The sequence below is a fragment of the Mesorhizobium sp. M8A.F.Ca.ET.202.01.1.1 genome, from assembly GCF_004791595.1.
Classification (GTDB): Bacteria; Pseudomonadota; Alphaproteobacteria; order Rhizobiales; family Rhizobiaceae; genus Mesorhizobium.
On the sequence record NZ_SRUN01000012.1, the window covers coordinates 57,801 to 75,368 of the forward strand.

The window sequence follows — 17,568 nt, forward strand, 5'->3', positions numbered from 1 at the left end:
TCGGGAAAGCAGGAATGACGGAAGTACGGCCTAAAACGCCGCCAACCTACGAACAGCTGAGAACGATGTCCGGACAGGAACTCGGCGTCTCGGAATGGACCACGGTCGACCAGAACCGCATCAACCAGTTCGCCGAATGCACCGGCGACCATCAATGGATCCACGTCGATCCTGAACGGGCGCGGCGGCAAAGCCCGTTCCGCACCACGATCGCGCATGGCTATCTGACGTTGTCGATCATCGGCGCGCTGGCCCTCGAAATGGGGATCGTGCCCGAGAATACGCAGGCCGCCTTCAACTATGGTTTCGACAAGGTGCGTTTCCTGGCGCCGGTCAGGGTCGGCGCGCGCATCCGCCTGCGCACGACGCTGCTTTCCATGGAAGACCGTGGCCCAGGCCAGTATCTTATGAAGGCAGCCAACACGGTCGAGATCGAAGGCGAGGAAAAGCCGGCGCTGATGGCTGAAACGCTCGTCATGCTTTACGAACGCCGCAAACGGGCAGGGGCCTGAACGGCGGTCCGCCAGGCCCCTCGCGTCATTTCATTGGCCGTAACAGTTCCGGCAAAGACGATGCCCATGGCCATCACCCACATGGGCAGGATGAAGGTCGTGAAGGAGGGGCGGCGAAGGCGAGCAGTCAAACGATTGCGGTTCAACGCCGGTTGGGTTCCGCTCGGCGGTCGGCGCGGGCGGAGAGCACCGCAAGGACCAGCGCGGCCAGGGCCAGGGCCGTGGCTGCCCGGAAGGTGATCTGCATGCCTTGGGCCGCCGCCGCGGAACTCAAGAGCTGCTGCCCGATCCCTTGCTGTGCATTACTCGATGCGATCGCGAATATGGCACCCATTAGCGATGCGCCAGTGATGAGACCAAGATTGCGCGACAGGTTGAGCAGACCGGAAACGACGCCACGTTCGTTTGCGCTTACACCGCCCATGACGGCTGCATTGTTGGCGGTCTGGAACAGGGCATAGCCGAAGCAGGTGACGGTGATTGGAGCGACGTAGCTGGCGATGCCGAGCTTGGTCAGGGCGAGCGACAGGAGGAACGTTCCCGTGGCGAGGCAGAGCAGGCCGGCGACCATCATCCGATGGGCACCGAAGCGATCGGTCAGCCGGCCGGCCAGCAACGCCGACAGGGTCGAGACAAACGGCCCGGTCGAAAGCGCCATTCCAACCATCGCGGCATCCAATCCCAGCCCGCGCGACAGGTAGAACGGAGCAACCACTAGGGTTGCCATCATCACCGTGGCGACGATCAGGCTCATGGCGAGGCCGGCGCTCAGCCGCGGGTCGCGGAAGCGGGCGAGTTGGACGAGGGGCGCCTTCGCTTTCGCCTGAGCGATGGCGAACACGATGACGCCGATACCGGCCGCGACCAGCAGGCCCAGATTGAGCACGCCGAAATTGCCTCGGCCAAGAGTCAATGCCAGGGCATAGGCGCCCAAGGTAAGGGCCAGCAGGGCGGTGCCTGTGACGTCAAACGTGCCTCGACCGGTCTCCATTGTTCCGCCGCGCGCCGGCAAGGCACGCCAGGCGAGAGCGAAGGTCAGAAGGCCCAGCAGCCCATTGACAAGAAAGATTGCCTGCCAGCCGAGGCCGGCGATCAACAAGCCGCCAAGCGAAGGCCCGAGCGTCGTGCCGATCGCGGACATGGCGCCGAGCAGGCCCATGGCGCTGCCGGTTCGCTCCTTGCTTACGGTTTCCGCGACGAAGGCCAGTGTCAGCGCCATCATCAGCGCGGCGCCAAGTCCCTGCATGGCGCGCGCCGCGATCAGCAGCCAGAGTGTTGGTGCCAGGCCGCAGAGCACCGATGCCAGCGTGAACAGCGCGATGCCACAAAGCAGCAAAGGCCGACGCCCGAACATGTCGGCCAGCCGTCCGGCGCCGACGATCAGCGTCGTGATGGCGAGCAGATAGGCGAGAACCACCCATTGCACGGCCTGGAACGATGCATCGAAGGCTTGCATCAGCGAAGGCAGGCCGACGCTGGCAATGCTGGTTCCCAGTGACGATAGCAGCGTGGCGAGCGACAGGCTCACCAGCGCCAGGCCAGCGGACTGGGCCTGTCGCGGCACCGATATCAGTTCCCGATTTTGCTCAACGACTGCCAAGGCGATCTCCTTTCTGTCTGCTCCGGAACCGGAGCTGTCGGAGATCTAGTCTTGTGTCTGATGCGGCGGAAGGCGCAGCATTTGCATCTTATTCGTGCATCGGACGCCATATCATATGCTATGATCGATCCATGACATCGCCCGATCTCAATCTCCTCTTTGCCCTCGACGTCCTGCTGGCCGAAGGCAGCGTGGCGCGCGCGGCGCGCCGGCTGCGGCTCAGCCCCTCGGCGATGAGCCGGACGCTGGCGCGGCTGCGCGAGGCAACGGGCGATCCTCTGCTGGTGCGCGCCGGGCGCGGCCTGGTGGCGACGCCGCGTGCGGAGAAATTGCGGCGACAGGTCGGCCGTGTCGTCCAAGACGCGGAGGTGCTCCTGCGCCCGACCGAGTTGCTTGATCCCCGGAGCCTGGACCGGATCTTCACATTGCGCACCAACGAAAGCTTCGTCGAGGAGTTCGGGCCTCGCCTCGTCGCCCGCACCGAGGCCGATGCGCCAGGGGTGCGGCTGCGTTTCGCACCGAAGTCCGACAAGGATGCGATGTCGCTGCGCGAAGCGGCGATCGACCTGGAAATCGGCGTTGCCGGCGAGACCGGACCCGAGGTGCGCATCCAGGCCCTGTTTCGCGACCGCTTTGTCGGTGCCGTGCGGGCCGGCCATCCCCTGGCCGAGGGCAAGGTGACGCCCGAGCGTTATGCGGCTGGCCGGCACATCAGCGTCTCGCGACGCGGCCGCGAGAAGGGACCGATCGACGAGGCCCTGGGCATGATTGGCTTGCAGCGGAGGGTCGTGTGCATGGTCTCAGGTTTTTCGGCGGCACTTGCCATGGCCCGGGCCTCGGATCTGATCGCCAGCGTGCCCGAGCGGCATACGGCAGGAGCGCGTGCCGGCATGCACAGTTTTGCGCTGCCGGTCGCCACCCTGGACGTCACCATCTCGATGCTCTGGCATCCGCGCCTCGAGGCGGATCCGGCGCAACGCTGGCTGCGGGACTGCGTGCGGGAAGTCTGTGCGGGTCGCTGACCGATCAGCGAGACATTGCCGTTTCGAGCGTCTTGAAAATCCGCTCGTCCGCGCATTGGGCAACGTTGAAGCGCAGGAAGCGGCTGGCTGACTGCGACAGGCTGAACGCATTGCCGGGTGCCAGAACGATGTTGTCGGCGAGCGCGCGGCGGGCGACGTCGGCCGCGTCTACCCGGTCCGGCAGGCCGCACCACAGGAACAGCCCGGCCGGTTGGTCGATCCAGGGCGTGATGCCGATCGCCTTCAGCCGGGCGCTGGTCTCGCCCATGGCACGCGAGAGGCGCGCGCGCAGCAAATCCATGTGCTTGCGGTAGCTGCCGTCCTTCAGCAACGTCAGCACAAGTTCGGCCGCCAGCCGTCCGCCGCCGAAAGTCGTGGCGATCTTGAGGTCGGCCAGGCCCTCGATCCAGTCGCGGGGGGCGGCGATGAAGCCGCAGCGGACCGACGCCGACAGCGTCTTGGAGAAACTGCCGATCTGGACAACGCGGCTAAGGCCGTCGAACGCCGCCAGCCTGGGGGCAGGGGCATGTTCGAAATCGGCGAAGATGTCGTCCTCGACGATGGTCAGGCCCGACTGGTCGGCCAGTTTGAGCAGACGATGGGCCGTCACCGGAGACAGGATCGCCCCCGTCGGATTGTGAATGGCGGAGTTGGTGATGTAGAGGCGCGGCCGGTGTTCGGCGAGCGCCTGGGCGAATAGCTCGATATCAGGCCCCGATTGCGTGTAGGGGACGCTGACGACCTTGGCGCGATGGGCACGCAGCAAAGCGTGGAAATTGAAATAGCAGGGATCGTCGACCAGCACGGTGTCGCCGGGCTCGATCAGGAACCGGCAGAGCAGGTCGATGGCCTGGGTGCCCGATTCCGTCAGCATGATCTGTTCGGGCGAAGCTTCGATGCCATGCCCGGCCAGGCGCCGCGCCAGCAATTGCCGCAGCGGCGGCAGCCCGAGCGGCGTGCCGTAGTCGGCAAGCGCGACATCGTCGGCACGCGCGACCGTGCGCAATGCCCTGCGGAGCCCGGCCTGTGGCATCCATGAAGCCGGCAGCCAGCCGCAGCCGGGTTTCAGGACTTCCTCGCCAGCCTCCAGCGACTGGCGCGAAACCCAGAGCGGATCGACGGCACGATCGAGCCGGGGGCCGATCTCGGCCAAAGACAGCGGCGCCAGCGAGCCGGCGGCATAAAAACCGGAACCCGGCCGGGAGCGGATCGCGCCTTCGGCGGCGAGCCGCTCATAGGCTTCGACGACGGTGGATTTGGATACCTGCATGGACTTCGCGAAGGCACGGATAGACGGTAACCGGGTTCCCGGTGTCAGGCTGCGCGCGGCGATCCGCTGACGGATGGTCGCCATCACACTCTCCACAAGGGTGCGTGCGCCGTCGGGTTCCAAAGCAAGGTCTGTCATCCGTACTGCTCAATTCGCCATTACAGTTTCATCGAATTGTACCCCATTGTCTCTGGCCGCACCACGGGCGTTCGCACGATAGAGGGCGAAAGCAATGGAGCCTGCAATGGACAAGACGGCGAGCGGCTGGGTGAACGGATTTATCGGCGTGCTGATTTTTAGCGGCTCGTTGCCGGCGACGCGCGTGGCGGTGATGGATCTCGATCCGATATTCCTGACATCGGCCCGCGCGCTCATAGCCGGCCTGCTCGGTCTCGCCTTGCTGCTTGTGTTCCGCGAGAAGCGCCCCGCGCGTCATGACTTGCTGTCGCTCATCATCGTTGCGCTTGGCGTGGTCGTCGGCTTCCCCTTGCTGACGGCGCTCGCGCTGAAGCATGTCACTTCGGCCCATTCCATCATCTTTGTCGGCTTGCTGCCGCTGGCGACCGCGATCTTCGGCGTGTTGCGTGGCGGTGAACGGCCAAGGCCGGCCTTCTGGCTGTTCTCATGCCTCGGCAGTGCGCTGGTGGCGGGCTTCGCGCTTGCGCAAGGCGTGACGGCTTCGCCGGTCGGCGATGGGCTGATGCTTGCGGCCATCATCGTCTGCGGCCTTGGCTACGCGGAAGGCGCCGCGCTGTCGCGCAGGTTGGGCGGCTGGCAAGTGATCTGCTGGGCGCTGGTGCTGTCCCTGCCGGTCATGCTGGTGCTGACGGTTGCTACCCTGCCGTCGTCCTTCGCCAGCGTTGGCTCCAATGCCTGGATCGGTCTTGGCTATGTCTCGCTGTTCAGCATGCTGATCGGCTTCGTCTTCTGGTATCGCGGCCTGGCGCAAGGCGGCATTGCAGCAGTGGGGCAGTTGCAGCTGCTGCAGCCGTTTTTCGGGCTCGCATTAGCGGCGACACTGCTGCGTGAACAGGTCAGTCCGATGATGATCGTCGTCACGCTCGGCGTGGTGACATGTGTGTTCGGCGCGAAGAAATTCGCCAAGCAGGATTTGCCGCGGCGTGCGGCTGCATAGTGATGATGCCGACCCTCGCTAGAACTTCGTCACCAGGCCAATGCCGATGCCCTCGAAACCGCCCATCGCCATCAAGGCCGCGGGCGCCTCGTCGAGGCTGATCTTCTTGCCGACCAGCAGTTCGGGCTTCAGCTTGCCGTGGCGGATCATCTCCATCATCGCGGGGTAGCGATAGGCCTGCATGCCGTGGCTGCCGAGGATTTCGAGCTCGAAGGCGATCACCTTGTCCATCGGCACCTGGGGGCGGGCGTGCTCGCCCAGCATCAGGCCGACCTGCACGTGACGTCCACGCCGGCGCAGGTTGGCTATCGAGTTGAAGGACGTCGTGGGGTGACCGAGCGCGTCCATCGACATGTGGGCGCCGCCATTGGTGATCTGCTTGACGGCCTTGACGACGTTCGGCGTCGTGGACGCGTTGATGGTCGCCACGGCGCCGATCTTTTTGGCGAAGTCCAGTTTCTCGTCGGTGAGGTCGATGGCGATGACATTGGCGCCCATCGAGCTGGCGATCATGATCGCCGACAGGCCGACGCCGCCGCAGCCATGCACCGCCACCCACTCGCCCGGCGTCACCCGGCCCTGGTCGACGATGGCGCGAAAAGAGGTGACGAAGCGGCAGCCGAGGCTGGCGGCGGTGGCGAATTCCATTTCGTCGGGAAGGCGCACCAGATTGGTGTCGGCGTGCTCGATAGCGACATATTCGGCGAACGAGCCCCAGCCGGTGAAGCCAGGCTGTGTCTGATGCTCGCAGACCTGGTGATTGCCGGAGTTGCATTCGAAGCAGCGGCCGCAGCCGACGGCGAACGGCACGGTGACGCGCTCGCCCGCCTTCCAGCGGGTGACCTGTTTGCCGGCCGCCACAACCACGCCGGCCAGTTCATGTCCCGGCACGTGCGGCAGGGTGATGCCGTCATCATGGCCCATCCAGCCATGCCAGTCGCTGCGGCACAGCCCGGTCGCCTCGACCTTGATGACGACGCCATCGGCAGCCGGCTTCGGATCGGGCACGGTCTGGATCGTCGGCGCTTCGCCGAATTTTTCGAAGACGACGGCTTTCATCGGTCACTCCACCCTTGAGACGGCATGTGTCACCGGAAAGATAGCCGATTCCTTGTCCGGTCAAGCGGAAATCGATTCCACCAGGATGGCCGCTCCGCCGAACCAAGGAACGACGTTTACCTGTTTTCCTGGTTGCGGAAATCGGCAAGCCTGGTGTCGCCGGGGGCTAGCAGACGACCGTCTTCGGCATGCACTTCAAGGCGCTTTATCGGCCTGCCGCTCTCGGTATCCACCATGAATGTGTAGGGCTCGCCGGGGCCGGAGAAATAGGTCTCGCCCCATTGGCGCAACGCGACCAGCACGTAGAACAGGCCGCGTCCTTTTTGCGTCAGCACATATTCATGGTGCGCGCTGCCGTCGGGCGCAGGAACTGTTTCCAGGATGCCGTGCGTGACCAGATTGCGCAGCCGCGCCGACAGGATGTTCTTGGCGACGCCGAGGCTCTTCTGAAACTCGCCGAAGCGCCGCAATCCGTCGAACGCGTCGCGCACGATGAGCAGTGACCACCAGTCGCCAATCGCGTCGAGCGGTCGTGCGATCAGGCAGTCCGCACTCTGGTGGCTCGTTCGTTTCACCATGGCAATGGTTGGTCCAGATCGGTCATTTTGGTTGCAACATAAAACTGTTCTGTCTATCCAGCAAGCGGTTTCAATTTGAAACCGTTTGCGGAGAGCGACATGAATATAGAGGTGATGAACGGCGCCGCGACGAAGGCGGAGCGAACCGAGGAGCGCGAGCAGGTGACGCCGGCGTCATCGCCGGGATTGTCCGGGATGACCACGCTGATTTTCGCCGTTGCCTGCGGCCTGAGCGTCGCTAATGTCTATTTCGCCCATCCGCTGCTCGACGCCATGGCCCATGATTTCGCCATTGCGCCGGCCTCGATCGGCATCGTGGTGATGGTCACCCAGATCGGCTATGCGCTCGGCCTGTTGTTCATCGTGCCGCTTGGCGACCTGTTCGATCGCCGCAAGCTGATTGCGGGGCAGGCGGTGCTTTCGGCGGTGGCGCTGATAGCCGTCGGGGTCGCGCCGAACGCGGCAATGCTGCTGGCGAGTCTCGCCGTTGTCGGACTGCTTGCCGTGGTGGTGCAGGTGCTGGTGGCCTACGCGGCCGATCTCGCCGCGCCATCGCAACGGGGGCGGGCGGTCGGCACCGTCACCAGCGGCGTCATAACAGGGATCCTGCTTGCCCGCTTCGTCGCCGGCGTCGTCGCCGATTTCGCCGGCTGGCGCTGGGTCTATGTCGTCTCGGCCGCGCTCACCCTATTCATGGCGGTGCTTCTCTACCTCATCCTGCCGCGCCATGAGGCGGAGAGGCCAAGCACATCCTATCCGCGCCTGCTGGCCTCGGTGGTGCTCTTGTTCGTGAAGGAGCCACTGCTGCGTGTGCGCGCGGTTCTCGCCCTGCTGATCTTCGCCAGCTTCAACGTGCTGTGGGCGCCGCTGGTGCTGCCACTCAGCGCGCCACCGTTCTCGCTGTCGCACACCGCAATCGGACTTTTCGGGCTCGCCGGCGTCGCCGGCGCGCTGGGGGCGCGATGGACCGGCGGTCTGGTGGATCGGGGACGCGGGCAACTGGTCACCGGGCTCAGCCTGCTGCTGATGACAGCGGCTTGGTTGCCGATCGCCTTCATGGGCATGTCGCTGTGGCTACTGGTCGCCGGCATCGTCATGCTGGATCTGGCGATCCAGGCCACACACGTCACCAACCAGAGCCTGATCTTCGCGCGTCGACCGGATGCCCGCAGCCGGCTGGTCGGTGGCTACATGATCTTCTATTCGCTCGGCAGCGCGCTGGGCTCGATCGTCGCGACCATGGCCTATGGCGTGGCCGGCTGGAGCGGTGTCTCGCTGCTCGGCGTTGGCATCGGCTTGCTAGCGCTGCTGTTCTGGGCGCTGACGCTGCGCGTCGGCCGGTGAATTTACTCGGCGTCGATCTGGTTCTGGGGCGCGGCTTTCTGGAAGGCGGGTAGCGCCATGCAGGCGGCGTTGATGCGCGAAATCGTCGGGTAGGGCGTCATATCGACGCCGAAACGGGCGTTGCTGGTGACCTGGGCGACAAGGCAGATGTCTGCCAGCCCCGGCGTGTCGCCATGACAGAATGTGCCGGTTTCGGGCGAAGCCGTCAGCAATGTCTCGAGTGGGCCAAAACCTTCATTGACCCAATGCCGGAACCAGTTGGCGACATCCTGGTCGCCGGCGCCGAACAGGGTGCGCAGCGAAGTCAGCACGCGCAGATTGTTCACCGGATGGATGTCGCAGGCGATCATCTGCGCCAGCATCCTGACCCGCGCCCGGCCAAGCGGGTCTTTTGGCAGCAGCGGTGGTTCCGGCGTGGTCTCGTCGAGGAATTCGATGATCGCCAGCGACTGCGTCAGCAGCGTGCCGTCGTTGCAGATCAGCGCGGGGACCAACCCTTGAGGGTTGACCGCGAGATAGGCCGCTTCCAGATGCTCGCCATGGCGCAGGTGATGCGGCACATAGTCATAGCTCAGCCCCTTCATCTCCAGCGCGATCCGCACCCGATAGGAGGTGGAAGAGCGATAGTAGTTGTGCAGGACGATATTGCTCATGACTTTTCACTCATGACCGCGGCTGGCCGATGGTCACGTCGATCGTGCCGATGCCCTCGACCCCGCCTGATATCGTCTCGCCCGGCTTGACCGCGCCGACCCCGGCGGGCGTACCGGTGAAGATAAGGTCGCCCGCCTGCAATTCCACGCCTTCGCTGCAGATCGAAACGATGTCCGATATCGGCCAGATCAGTTCGGCAAGGTCGGCATCCTGTTTGACCGCGCCGTCGACGGCGAGCCAGATACGCCCCTTCGCCGGGTGCCCGGCTTTTTGTGCCGGGACCAGCGGACCGCAAGGCGCGGAACGGTCGAATGCCTTCGACCAGTCCCAGGGCCGCGCAGCCTTCTTGGCGACATCCTGCAGGTCGCGGCGGGTGAGGTCGATGCCGACGGCATAACCCCAGACATGATCCAGTGCCTTGTCGCGGGATATGCGAAAACCCGATGTACCGATCGCCGCCACCAGTTCGATCTCGAAGTGGAGGTTTTGCGTCAGCGGCGGGTAGGGGATTTCAGTGCCGGAATCGACCACCGCGTCGGCCGGTTTGGTGAAGAAGAAGGGCGGATCACGCTCGTCATTGCCGAATTCGCGCGCATGCGCCGCGTAGTTGCGGCCAACGCAGAAAATACGCCGCACGGCAAAGCGTTCGCTGGAGCCGGCAATGGCGACGGAAGGCGTTGGCGGCACGGCAAGGACAAAAGCGGTCATGGCGATCTCTGAGTTTGATGACGGCACATTCGGCCGATTTCGGGGGTCGGGCAAGGCGTCGTTTTTCATAAAGCACGGGCTTTGCCGCGGCTGGATAAAGAACTCAGGCTTCCCATCATTTTTTGCAGCGATGAATCCCGTCAACAGGCGATAGACTATTTGCCAATAATCCGGCCACAGTCAGGAGACTATGGTGTGCCCGGTAAACCGGAACGAGCCCTATGACAGCCCCTACCGATCGTGCCCGGTTCCTCATCATCGACGACCATCCGCTGTTTCGCGAGGCGCTGCACAGTGCCGTGCAGATGGCTTATCCCGAGGTCGATACGGTCGAGGCACGGTCGATTGCCGAGGCGCTGGATCTGTTGGCCGACGCCAAGCCTTTCGACCTTGCGCTTCTCGACCTCAGCATGCCCGACGTGCACGGCTTCGAGGGGCTCCTGCAGCTCAGGACCCGCTATCCGCGCCTGCCTGTGGTGATCGTATCGGGTCATGAGGAGCCGAGGATCATTTCAGAGGCCTTGTCCTATGGTGCCGCCGGCTTCATCCCGAAATCGGCGCGCAAGAGCGATCTCGCCGCCGCCATCCGCTCGGTGATGGACGGCGCCGTCTATGTACCGGAGAATTACGAAGGCCAGCCGCCGGATCCCGACAGCACCGACCGCGCCGACATGGTGCAGCGGCTTTCCAAGCTGACGCCGCAGCAATTGCGCGTGCTGCAGATGCTGCGCCAGGGCCTGCTCAACAAGCAGATCGCCTACGAGCTGCAGGTCGGCGAGACGACGGTGAAGGCGCATGTGTCGGAGATATTGCGCAAGCTCAACGTCTATAGCCGCACGCAAGCGGTGATCGAGGTGTCGAAGCTGGACAATGCGGAGCTGTTTCGGGATCAGGCCGGATTTTGAGCCATTAACTGTCCCCTAAGCCAGCAAATGCGCCAGCAGCGCGCGCAGTTGCGCGGGCTTCACTGGCTTGCGCATCAACTCGATGCCGCCGGCGCGGGCGGCCTTGGCGACAGCTTCCGAACTGTCGGCGGTGACGATCAACGCCGGCACGGCGCGGCTGAGATAGTCGCGGACCTCCGATATTGTCGCGGTGCCGAGATCGCCGCCGTCGAGATGCTGGTCGGCGATGACGATATCAGGCACCCAGTCGGTATCGCCAAGCAGGTCAAGCGCATCGTCGGTCGAGGTCGCGGCGCGTACCAGGCACTGCCAGCGCTCAAGCAGGAAGGTCATGGCTTCCAGCACCTCGGCATCGTTTTCGACCAGCAGCACCTTGGTGCCGAACAGGCCGTAGCCGCGCGGCCGCTCCAGGCTGGCGGCACTGGCGATGGCGTCGGCGGGGGCGCCGATGCCGACGGGGACATCGATGTGGAAGATGGTGCCGCGGCCGACCCTGGATGAAAACGTCACGGGGTGGCCGAGCGCGCCTGCCATGCGGCGCACGATGGCCAGCCCGAGGCCAAGACCGCCGCCGTCGAGTTCGGCACTGGCCGGCGAGGTGCCGCGATGAAATTCCTCGAACACCGCTTCGCGCTGATCCTCCGGAATGCCGCAGCCGGTGTCGGCGACATCGATGCGGATGGTGTCGCCGCGATGGCGTGTGCCGACAAGGACGCCGCCCGAGCGTGTATAACCCAGCGCGTTGGAGAGAATGTTCTGCAGGATACGGCGCAGCAGCGTCCTGTCCGAGCGAGCAACCGCATTGACCGGTCGGAATTTCAGCGACAGCCCCTTCAACTGCGCCACAGGCTCGAAATCCGAACGCAGCGACGAGAACAACGCCTCCAGGCTGACGTCGCCAATGTCGGGCTGGACCACGCCCGCGTCGAGCTTGGAAATGTCTAGCAAGGTGCGCAGCAGGTCTTCCATGGTTTCCAGCGAGCGCTCGACCTGCCGCACCAGCTTTTTTCCCTCCTCGCTGGTCTGCACCTCGGCAAGCGCCGAGACGGAGAGGTGGGCGGCGTTCAGCGGCTGCAGCACGTCGTGGCTGGCGGCGGCGAGAAATCTCGTCTTGGACAGGTTCGCCAGTTCGGCGTTTTCCTTGGCGGCGCTGAGGTCGATGTTCGACTGCTCCAGCCTGCGCAAGGTCGAATGCAGTTCCTCGGTGCGCGTACGCACCCGGTTTTCCAGCGAGATCGCGGTCTGGAACAGCGAAAAGGCGTTGCCTTGCTGGTCCATCGAGCGCTCGACGCGGCTGACCAGGGCGGCGTTGATCCTCTTCAGCCTGTCGAGATCGTTGATGTCCCTGAGCGGCATTTTGTTGCGCCGCCCTATTCAGCCGCTTGCCGGTCACCGAAAGCGATGCCGGTGAAAGTCTGGTTCAAGTGCATTGACCGGTACTGTTCGCCATAGGTGCCGAAGCCGACGACATTGTTGACCCGGTAGAGCTCCGAAATATCGCGAAAGACCTGCCGGTTGCGTGCGTCCAGCCGGCGCAGCACGCAGTCGAAGCCAAGGATCATATCGATACCGCCCAGCCTTTCCTCGACCTCGCGCAATGCCGCTCGTGTCGATTCCACCATGTCCTTGGGTTGGGCGATCGACAGCACCACACCGTCGTCGATGGCGCAGAAGAACGACAGCGAGCCATCCGCGTGCATCCTCTGGATCGAGCGGCAGTAATATTCGCCGCCCACCTTCACCACCACGGGATGCGAGGCGAAGCTCAGCGGTGTCAGGGTCTGCGGCAGGATGCCGACCGAAGCGGCATATTCCTCGGCCGCATTGGTGGCGTTGAACTCCCGCACGATGCGGTGATCCGGATCGGACGCGGTCACCACCAGCTTTTCGTCGGTGGGAACGAAGTTGTCGGTCTTGAAGACGTGGAACGGAATTTCCGTGGCGACCAGCACGATGATGGCGCTGTCCGAAGCGACCCTGCCGTTCGAGATCAGACGCGTCGTCTCGAATTTCAAATCGTCGCCGGCCGAGCCGCCGAGCAGCGGTATGTCGTCAAGACCCCAGTGGATGGCCGAACTCACCGCTTCCTCGGCATAGGACAGCCCGTCGATGAAGCAGAGCGCGAAGGTGTTCCTGGTCTGCTCGCCGCCGAGCCGGGCGCGCAGCGTGCGCCTCAGGGCCTCGACCTCTTCGGTGATCCTGTCCATGCCCGAAGTCGACAAATTGTCGACCATGGTGCTGACCGCCGTGAAGGATGCCGAGGGCAGCAGCATCGCCAGCATATGGCCTTCCTCGAGCCCCTGCGGCGTAATCTCGCCGGCGGTCGAACAACCGGCGTGGTGGAGCCCCGGCGCGTGGACCGAGAGTGCCCGCGACAGGGCCCCGGCCTCGACAAGGCTCTGGGAAAAGAACACGAGGGCGAAGCCGGCATCGATGGCGGCGGCCTCGGCGGCTACCGCGCGTGCGAAATCATCCGGGTCGGGCTCGTCCGTGGTCAGCGCCGACAAGCCGCATGCATAGCGCGTCCGTGAACCTGTCAGCGGCGTTCTCCCGCATTTCCTCCGACGCCTTCTTGTGCGCTGCTTTTCGAGTGCTTCTTGTGCGCGGCGTCGAAGGCATTGTTGCCGCCACGAGGCGTTTTGGCAATGGGGCCACAGGAATGCGCTTCGGTGCCCTGGCCATGATCGAAAGTACAATGATCCGCCTTTTCCGTCGTGCTGTTTTTTGTGCATTGTGCAGTGTACGAATAACGCATGGCCGAAGTGCCAACGGCTCGTCGGCAGCGTGATGACCAAGGTTGACACCCAGGGAGGGGCTATGTCGGACGTTTCGTTGATGGTGAACGGCAAGCGGGTTGGCGGTGTCGTCGAGGATCGAACGCTGCTCGTCCATTTCCTGCGGGAGAATCTCGGCCTGACCGGCACCCATGTCGGTTGCGACACCTCGCAGTGCGGATCCTGCGTCGTCCATGTCGACGGCAAGGCGGTCAAGTCCTGCACGATGCTCGCGGTCCAGGCGTCCGGGTCGACAGTGGTCACGATCGAAGGTCTCGCCAACGGCGCCGACCTGCATCCCGTCCAGGCGGCCTTCAAGGAATATCACGGCCTGCAATGCGGCTTTTGCACGCCAGGCATGATCATGGCTGCAAGCGACATGATCAACCGCCATCCCGAAGGCCTCGACGAGGCGACGGTGCGGGCAGAACTCGAAGGCAACATCTGCCGCTGCACCGGCTACCACAACATCGTGAAGGCGATCCTGGCCGCATCGAAGACGATGTCGAAGAGCGCCGCGAAGGGCAAGGCGAAACAGGCAGCTTAGGCAATAGGCAATAGGCAATAGTGAGTAGGGCAAACATCGATATGACCACGAGCCCTTCCACTACTGCCTAACCCCTACTGCTTATCCCCTAAATTCGGGAGGAATTTCCATGGGCATCGAAGGTGTTGGCGCTCGGGTCGCGCGCAAGGAAGACAAAAGGTTCATCACCGGCGCCGGCCGCTATGTCGACGACATGGTGGTGCCCGGCATGAAGCATGCGGCCTTCGTGCGCAGCCCGCACGCCCATGCGCAGATCAAGAAGATCGACGTGAGAACGGCTCAGGGCATGCCGGGCGTCATCGGCGTCCTGACCGGCAAGGAACTCAAGGCCGACGGTATCGGCAACCTCATCTGCGGCTGGATGATCCATTCCAAGGACGGTTCGCCGATGAAGATGGGCGCTTGGTCGCCGCTGGCCGTCGACAAAGTCCGTTATGTCGGCGATGCCGTCGTCATCGTCGTGGCCGAGACCAAGGGCCAGGCACGCGATGCCGCCGAGGCGGTCGAAATCACCTACAAGGAACTTAAGGCGGTCGTCGATGCCACAAAGGCACTCGAAAAGGGCGCGCCCCAGGTTCATGCCGAAGCCGAGAACAACCTGATCTTCGACTGGGAGATCGGCGACGGCAAGGCGACCGATGCCGCCATCAAGGCGGCAGCGCACGTCACCCGCATGAAGATCGTCAACAACCGGCTGGTGCCCAACGCCATGGAGCCACGCGCCGCACTTGGCCATTACGACAAGGCCGAGGATCATTACACCTGCTGGACGACATCGCAGAACCCGCATGTCGCGCGACTGGTGATGAGTGCTTTCTACAATGTCGCGCCCGAAAACAAGCTGCGGGTGATCGCGCCGGACGTCGGCGGCGGCTTCGGCTCCAAGATCTATATCTACCCGGAAGAGATCGTCTGCCTGTGGGCCTCGAAGAAGACCGGCGTGCCAGTCAAATGGGTCGCCGATCGCACGGAGAGCTTCCTCACCGACGCCCATGGCCGCGACCACGTCTCGACGGTGGAGATGGCTTTCGACAAGAACAACAGGATCACCGGGCTGAAGGTCGATACGATCGCCAATCTCGGCGCCTACATGTCGCTGTTCTCGTCCTGCGTGCCGACCTATCTCTACGCCACGCTCTTGTCGGGCCAGTATGACATCCCGGCCATCCACGCCAATGTGCGCACCGTCTACACCAACACGGCACCCGTCGATGCCTATCGCGGGGCAGGGCGGCCGGAAGCCACCTATCTGCTGGAACGCACCATGGAGGCCGCGGCACGCGAACTCGGCGTGTCTCCCGCGGACCTCAGGCGCAAGAACTTCATCACGACGTTTCCGCACCAGACACCGGTGATCATGAACTACGACGCCGGCGACTATGCGACCTCGCTCGACGCGGCGATGAAGACCGCCGACTATGCCGGCTTTGCCGCGCGCAAGGCGGATGCGGCTGGGAAGGGCAAGCTGCGCGGCATTGGCATGAGCTGCTATATCGAGGCCTGCGGCATCGCGCCGTCGGCGGCGGTCGGCTCGCTTGGCGCCGGTGTCGGCCTGTGGGAATCGGCTGAAGTGCGTGTGAACGCCGTCGGCACGATCGAGGTGCTGACGGGCTCGCACAGTCATGGCCAGGGCCATGAGACGACATTCGCGCAACTGGTCAATCAGCGCTTTGGGGTGCCGATCGACTCGGTTTCGATCGTCCATGGCGACACCGACAAGGTGCAGATGGGCATGGGCACCTACGGTTCGCGTTCGGGCGCGGTCGGCATGTCGGCAATTGCCAAGGCGCTCGACAAGGTGGAGGCCAAGGCCAAGAAGATCGCGGCCCATCTGCTCGAAGCCGACGAGGGCGATATCGTCATCGAGAATGGCGAGGTCAAGGTGGCCGGGACCGACAAGAGCCTGCCGTGGTTCCAGGTGGCCTTGGCTGCCTATACCGCGCATAATCTGCCCGCCGGCATGGAGCCAGGACTGAAGGAAACGGCGTTCTACGATCCGGCGAACTTCACCTTCCCGGCGGGCTGCTACATCTGCGAGGTCGAGATCGATCCGGAAACCGGAACGACGGAGATCGTCCAGTTCGTGGCGGCGGACGATTTCGGCAACATCATCAATCCGATGATCGTCGAGGGCCAGGTGCATGGCGGTATCGCCCAGGGCGTGGGGCAGGCGCTGCTGGAGGGCGCTCACTACGACGCCAGCGGCCAGCTGCTGACGGCAAGTTATATGGATTACACCATGCCGCGTGCCGGCGACCTGCCGTCGTTCAAGGTCTCGACGTCGAACACGCCGTGTCCGAGCAACCCGCTCGGCATCAAGGGCTGCGGCGAGGCCGGTGCCATCGGCTCGCCGCCGGCGGTGATCAATGCCATCACCGATGCCATCGGCATCGCCGACATCGCCATGCCGGCCACGCCGTCGACCGTGTGGGCCGCGATCCGCGCCGCGAAATGAGTGAGTGGGGAGTAGTGAGTAGCGAATAGGGCACCGTATCCAGCTCCGGCGGCGACGTTCCCACTACTGACTACTCACTGCTACTACTGCCTGACCACTTAGGGGAGGATCCCATGTACGCAGTCAACTATCACCGTGCCGCCTCGGTCACTGAAGCCGCCAAGCTCGTGAAGAATGGGGACGCCAAGCTGCTGTCGGGCGGCATGACGTTGATCCCCGCCATGAAGACGCGGCTGGCGGCCCCTTCCGATCTGGTCGACCTGTCACGCATCAAGGAGCTGCAAGGCGTCAAGGTGTCAGGCAAGACGGTCACGATCGGCGCGGCCACGACCCACTACGATGTCGCCAATGACGAGAAGCTGCGCAAGGCCTGCCCGGCGCTTGCCCATTTGGCGTCGCTGATCGGCGACCCGGCGGTTCGCCACAAGGGCACGATCGGCGGCTCGATCGCCAACAATGACCCGGCGGCGGACTATCCGGCGGCGCTGCTTGCGCTGGGCGCCACCATCATCACCAACAAGCGCGAGATATCAGCCGACAAGTTCTTCAAGGGGTTGTTCGAAACCGCCTTGAAGGATGGCGAGATCGTCACGGCGGTCTCCTTCACCTCTCCGGCAAAGGCCGCGTACGAAAAATTCCGCAACCCGGCCTCGCGCTACGCGATCGTCGGCGTGTTCGTGGCCAAGGGCAAGGATGGCGTCCGGGTTGCCGTCACCGGCGCCGGCGACGACGGCGTCTTCCGCTCGAAGGAGATCGAGGCGGCACTCGCCAAGAGCTTCGATGCCGCTTCGCTCAATGGCGTGAAAGTGCCGGCGAAGAACTTGATGAGCGACATCCACGCTTCATCAGACTACCGCGCCAATCTGATCGCGGTCATGGCCAAGCGCGCCGTGGCGGCAGCCAACGCCTGACGCAAGATCGATTGCGGACAAAAAGGGCCTGTAGCGGCCCCTCTTTCTTTCCTGGCACGTGTAGCTGCCTAGCCCCCGGCGCCGCGTCCCATCC

General features: G+C 64.0%; 17 protein-coding genes. 8 read left to right on the plus strand and 9 right to left on the minus strand.

Features of this window, described 5'->3' with window-relative positions; all coding sequences use genetic code 11:
• The first annotated feature begins 14 nt into the window (after window positions 1–14).
• Window positions 15–512 (plus strand): MaoC family dehydratase, encoded by a 498-nt coding sequence (locus tag EN845_RS24165; protein ID WP_127280148.1) that lies wholly within the window; start codon window positions 15–17, stop codon window positions 510–512.
• Window positions 513–654: 142 nt separating this feature from the next.
• Here the strand turns inward: EN845_RS24165 and EN845_RS24170 are convergent, their stop codons facing one another.
• Window positions 655–2,112 (minus strand): MFS transporter, encoded by a 1,458-nt coding sequence (locus EN845_RS24170; protein WP_127872690.1) that lies wholly within the window; start codon window positions 2,110–2,112, stop codon window positions 655–657.
• A 131-nt stretch (window positions 2,113–2,243) separates the two neighbouring features.
• Between EN845_RS24170 and EN845_RS24175 the strand changes: the two genes are divergently transcribed.
• Complete coding sequence (locus EN845_RS24175; protein WP_127872689.1) at window positions 2,244–3,134, plus strand: LysR family transcriptional regulator; 891 nt, start codon at window positions 2,244–2,246, stop codon at window positions 3,132–3,134.
• A gap of 4 nt (window positions 3,135–3,138) precedes the next feature.
• Here the strand turns inward: EN845_RS24175 and EN845_RS24180 are convergent, their stop codons facing one another.
• On the minus strand, window positions 3,139–4,542 hold the full coding sequence (locus EN845_RS24180) for a PLP-dependent aminotransferase family protein (protein WP_127872688.1): 1,404 nt from the start codon (window positions 4,540–4,542) through the stop codon (window positions 3,139–3,141).
• Window positions 4,543–4,648: 106 nt separating this feature from the next.
• Here EN845_RS24180 and EN845_RS24185 point away from each other — a divergent pair, with 106 nt between their 5' ends.
• Window positions 4,649–5,539 (plus strand): DMT family transporter, encoded by an 891-nt coding sequence (locus EN845_RS24185; RefSeq protein ID WP_127872687.1) that lies wholly within the window; start codon window positions 4,649–4,651, stop codon window positions 5,537–5,539.
• Window positions 5,540–5,557: 18 nt separating this feature from the next.
• Here the strand turns inward: EN845_RS24185 and EN845_RS24190 are convergent, their stop codons facing one another.
• Together EN845_RS24190 and EN845_RS24195 are read right to left on the minus strand one after the other, a co-directional pair.
• Window positions 5,558–6,598, minus strand: coding sequence for a zinc-dependent alcohol dehydrogenase family protein (locus EN845_RS24190; protein ID WP_127872686.1), 1,041 nt, complete (start codon window positions 6,596–6,598; stop codon window positions 5,558–5,560).
• A 116-nt stretch (window positions 6,599–6,714) separates the two neighbouring features.
• A complete protein-coding gene (locus EN845_RS24195; RefSeq protein ID WP_127872685.1) occupies window positions 6,715–7,176 on the minus strand; it encodes a helix-turn-helix domain-containing protein in 462 nt (153 codons plus the stop codon).
• 99 nt (window positions 7,177–7,275) lie between these two features.
• On the opposite strand from EN845_RS24195, the gene EN845_RS24200 reads away from it, so the two are divergent.
• Window positions 7,276–8,520 (plus strand): MFS transporter, encoded by a 1,245-nt coding sequence (locus tag EN845_RS24200; protein ID WP_127872684.1) that lies wholly within the window; start codon window positions 7,276–7,278, stop codon window positions 8,518–8,520.
• Between the two features lie 2 nt (window positions 8,521–8,522).
• On the opposite strand, the gene maiA is transcribed toward EN845_RS24200, so the two are convergent.
• Together maiA and EN845_RS24210 are read right to left on the minus strand one after the other, a co-directional pair.
• On the minus strand, window positions 8,523–9,173 hold the full coding sequence (maiA, locus tag EN845_RS24205; protein ID WP_127872683.1) for a maleylacetoacetate isomerase: 651 nt from the start codon (window positions 9,171–9,173) through the stop codon (window positions 8,523–8,525).
• 10 nt (window positions 9,174–9,183) lie between these two features.
• Window positions 9,184–9,882, minus strand: coding sequence for a fumarylacetoacetate hydrolase family protein (locus EN845_RS24210; RefSeq protein ID WP_127280440.1), 699 nt, complete (start codon window positions 9,880–9,882; stop codon window positions 9,184–9,186).
• A gap of 221 nt (window positions 9,883–10,103) precedes the next feature.
• Between EN845_RS24210 and EN845_RS24215 the strand changes: the two genes are divergently transcribed.
• Window positions 10,104–10,787 (plus strand): response regulator transcription factor, encoded by a 684-nt coding sequence (locus EN845_RS24215; RefSeq protein WP_127872682.1) that lies wholly within the window; start codon window positions 10,104–10,106, stop codon window positions 10,785–10,787.
• Window positions 10,788–10,802: 15 nt separating this feature from the next.
• Here EN845_RS24215 and EN845_RS24220 read toward each other — a convergent pair whose 3' ends face one another.
• The 3 genes from EN845_RS24220 to EN845_RS24230 are packed head-to-tail and all read right to left on the minus strand — an operon-like array spanning window position 10,803 to window position 13,542.
• Complete coding sequence (locus tag EN845_RS24220; RefSeq protein WP_127872681.1) at window positions 10,803–12,143, minus strand: hybrid sensor histidine kinase/response regulator; 1,341 nt, start codon at window positions 12,141–12,143, stop codon at window positions 10,803–10,805.
• 14 nt (window positions 12,144–12,157) lie between these two features.
• Complete coding sequence (locus tag EN845_RS24225; RefSeq protein WP_127872680.1) at window positions 12,158–13,294, minus strand: FIST signal transduction protein; 1,137 nt, start codon at window positions 13,292–13,294, stop codon at window positions 12,158–12,160.
• 29 nt (window positions 13,295–13,323) lie between these two features.
• Window positions 13,324–13,542, minus strand: coding sequence for a hypothetical protein (locus EN845_RS24230; RefSeq protein WP_127872679.1), 219 nt, complete (start codon window positions 13,540–13,542; stop codon window positions 13,324–13,326).
• A 62-nt stretch (window positions 13,543–13,604) separates the two neighbouring features.
• On the opposite strand from EN845_RS24230, the gene EN845_RS24235 reads away from it, so the two are divergent.
• From EN845_RS24235 to EN845_RS24245, 3 genes are all read left to right on the plus strand, one after another.
• Window positions 13,605–14,108: a (2Fe-2S)-binding protein gene (locus EN845_RS24235; protein ID WP_127872678.1), complete on the plus strand. Its 504-nt coding sequence runs from the start codon at window positions 13,605–13,607 to the stop codon at window positions 14,106–14,108.
• Between the two features lie 109 nt (window positions 14,109–14,217).
• Window positions 14,218–16,563, plus strand: a complete 2,346-nt coding sequence (locus tag EN845_RS24240; protein WP_127872677.1) for a xanthine dehydrogenase family protein molybdopterin-binding subunit — start codon at window positions 14,218–14,220, stop codon at window positions 16,561–16,563.
• A gap of 113 nt (window positions 16,564–16,676) precedes the next feature.
• Window positions 16,677–17,474, plus strand: a complete 798-nt coding sequence (locus EN845_RS24245) for a xanthine dehydrogenase family protein subunit M (RefSeq protein ID WP_127872676.1) — start codon at window positions 16,677–16,679, stop codon at window positions 17,472–17,474.
• Window positions 17,475–17,568: the final 94 nt, after the last annotated feature.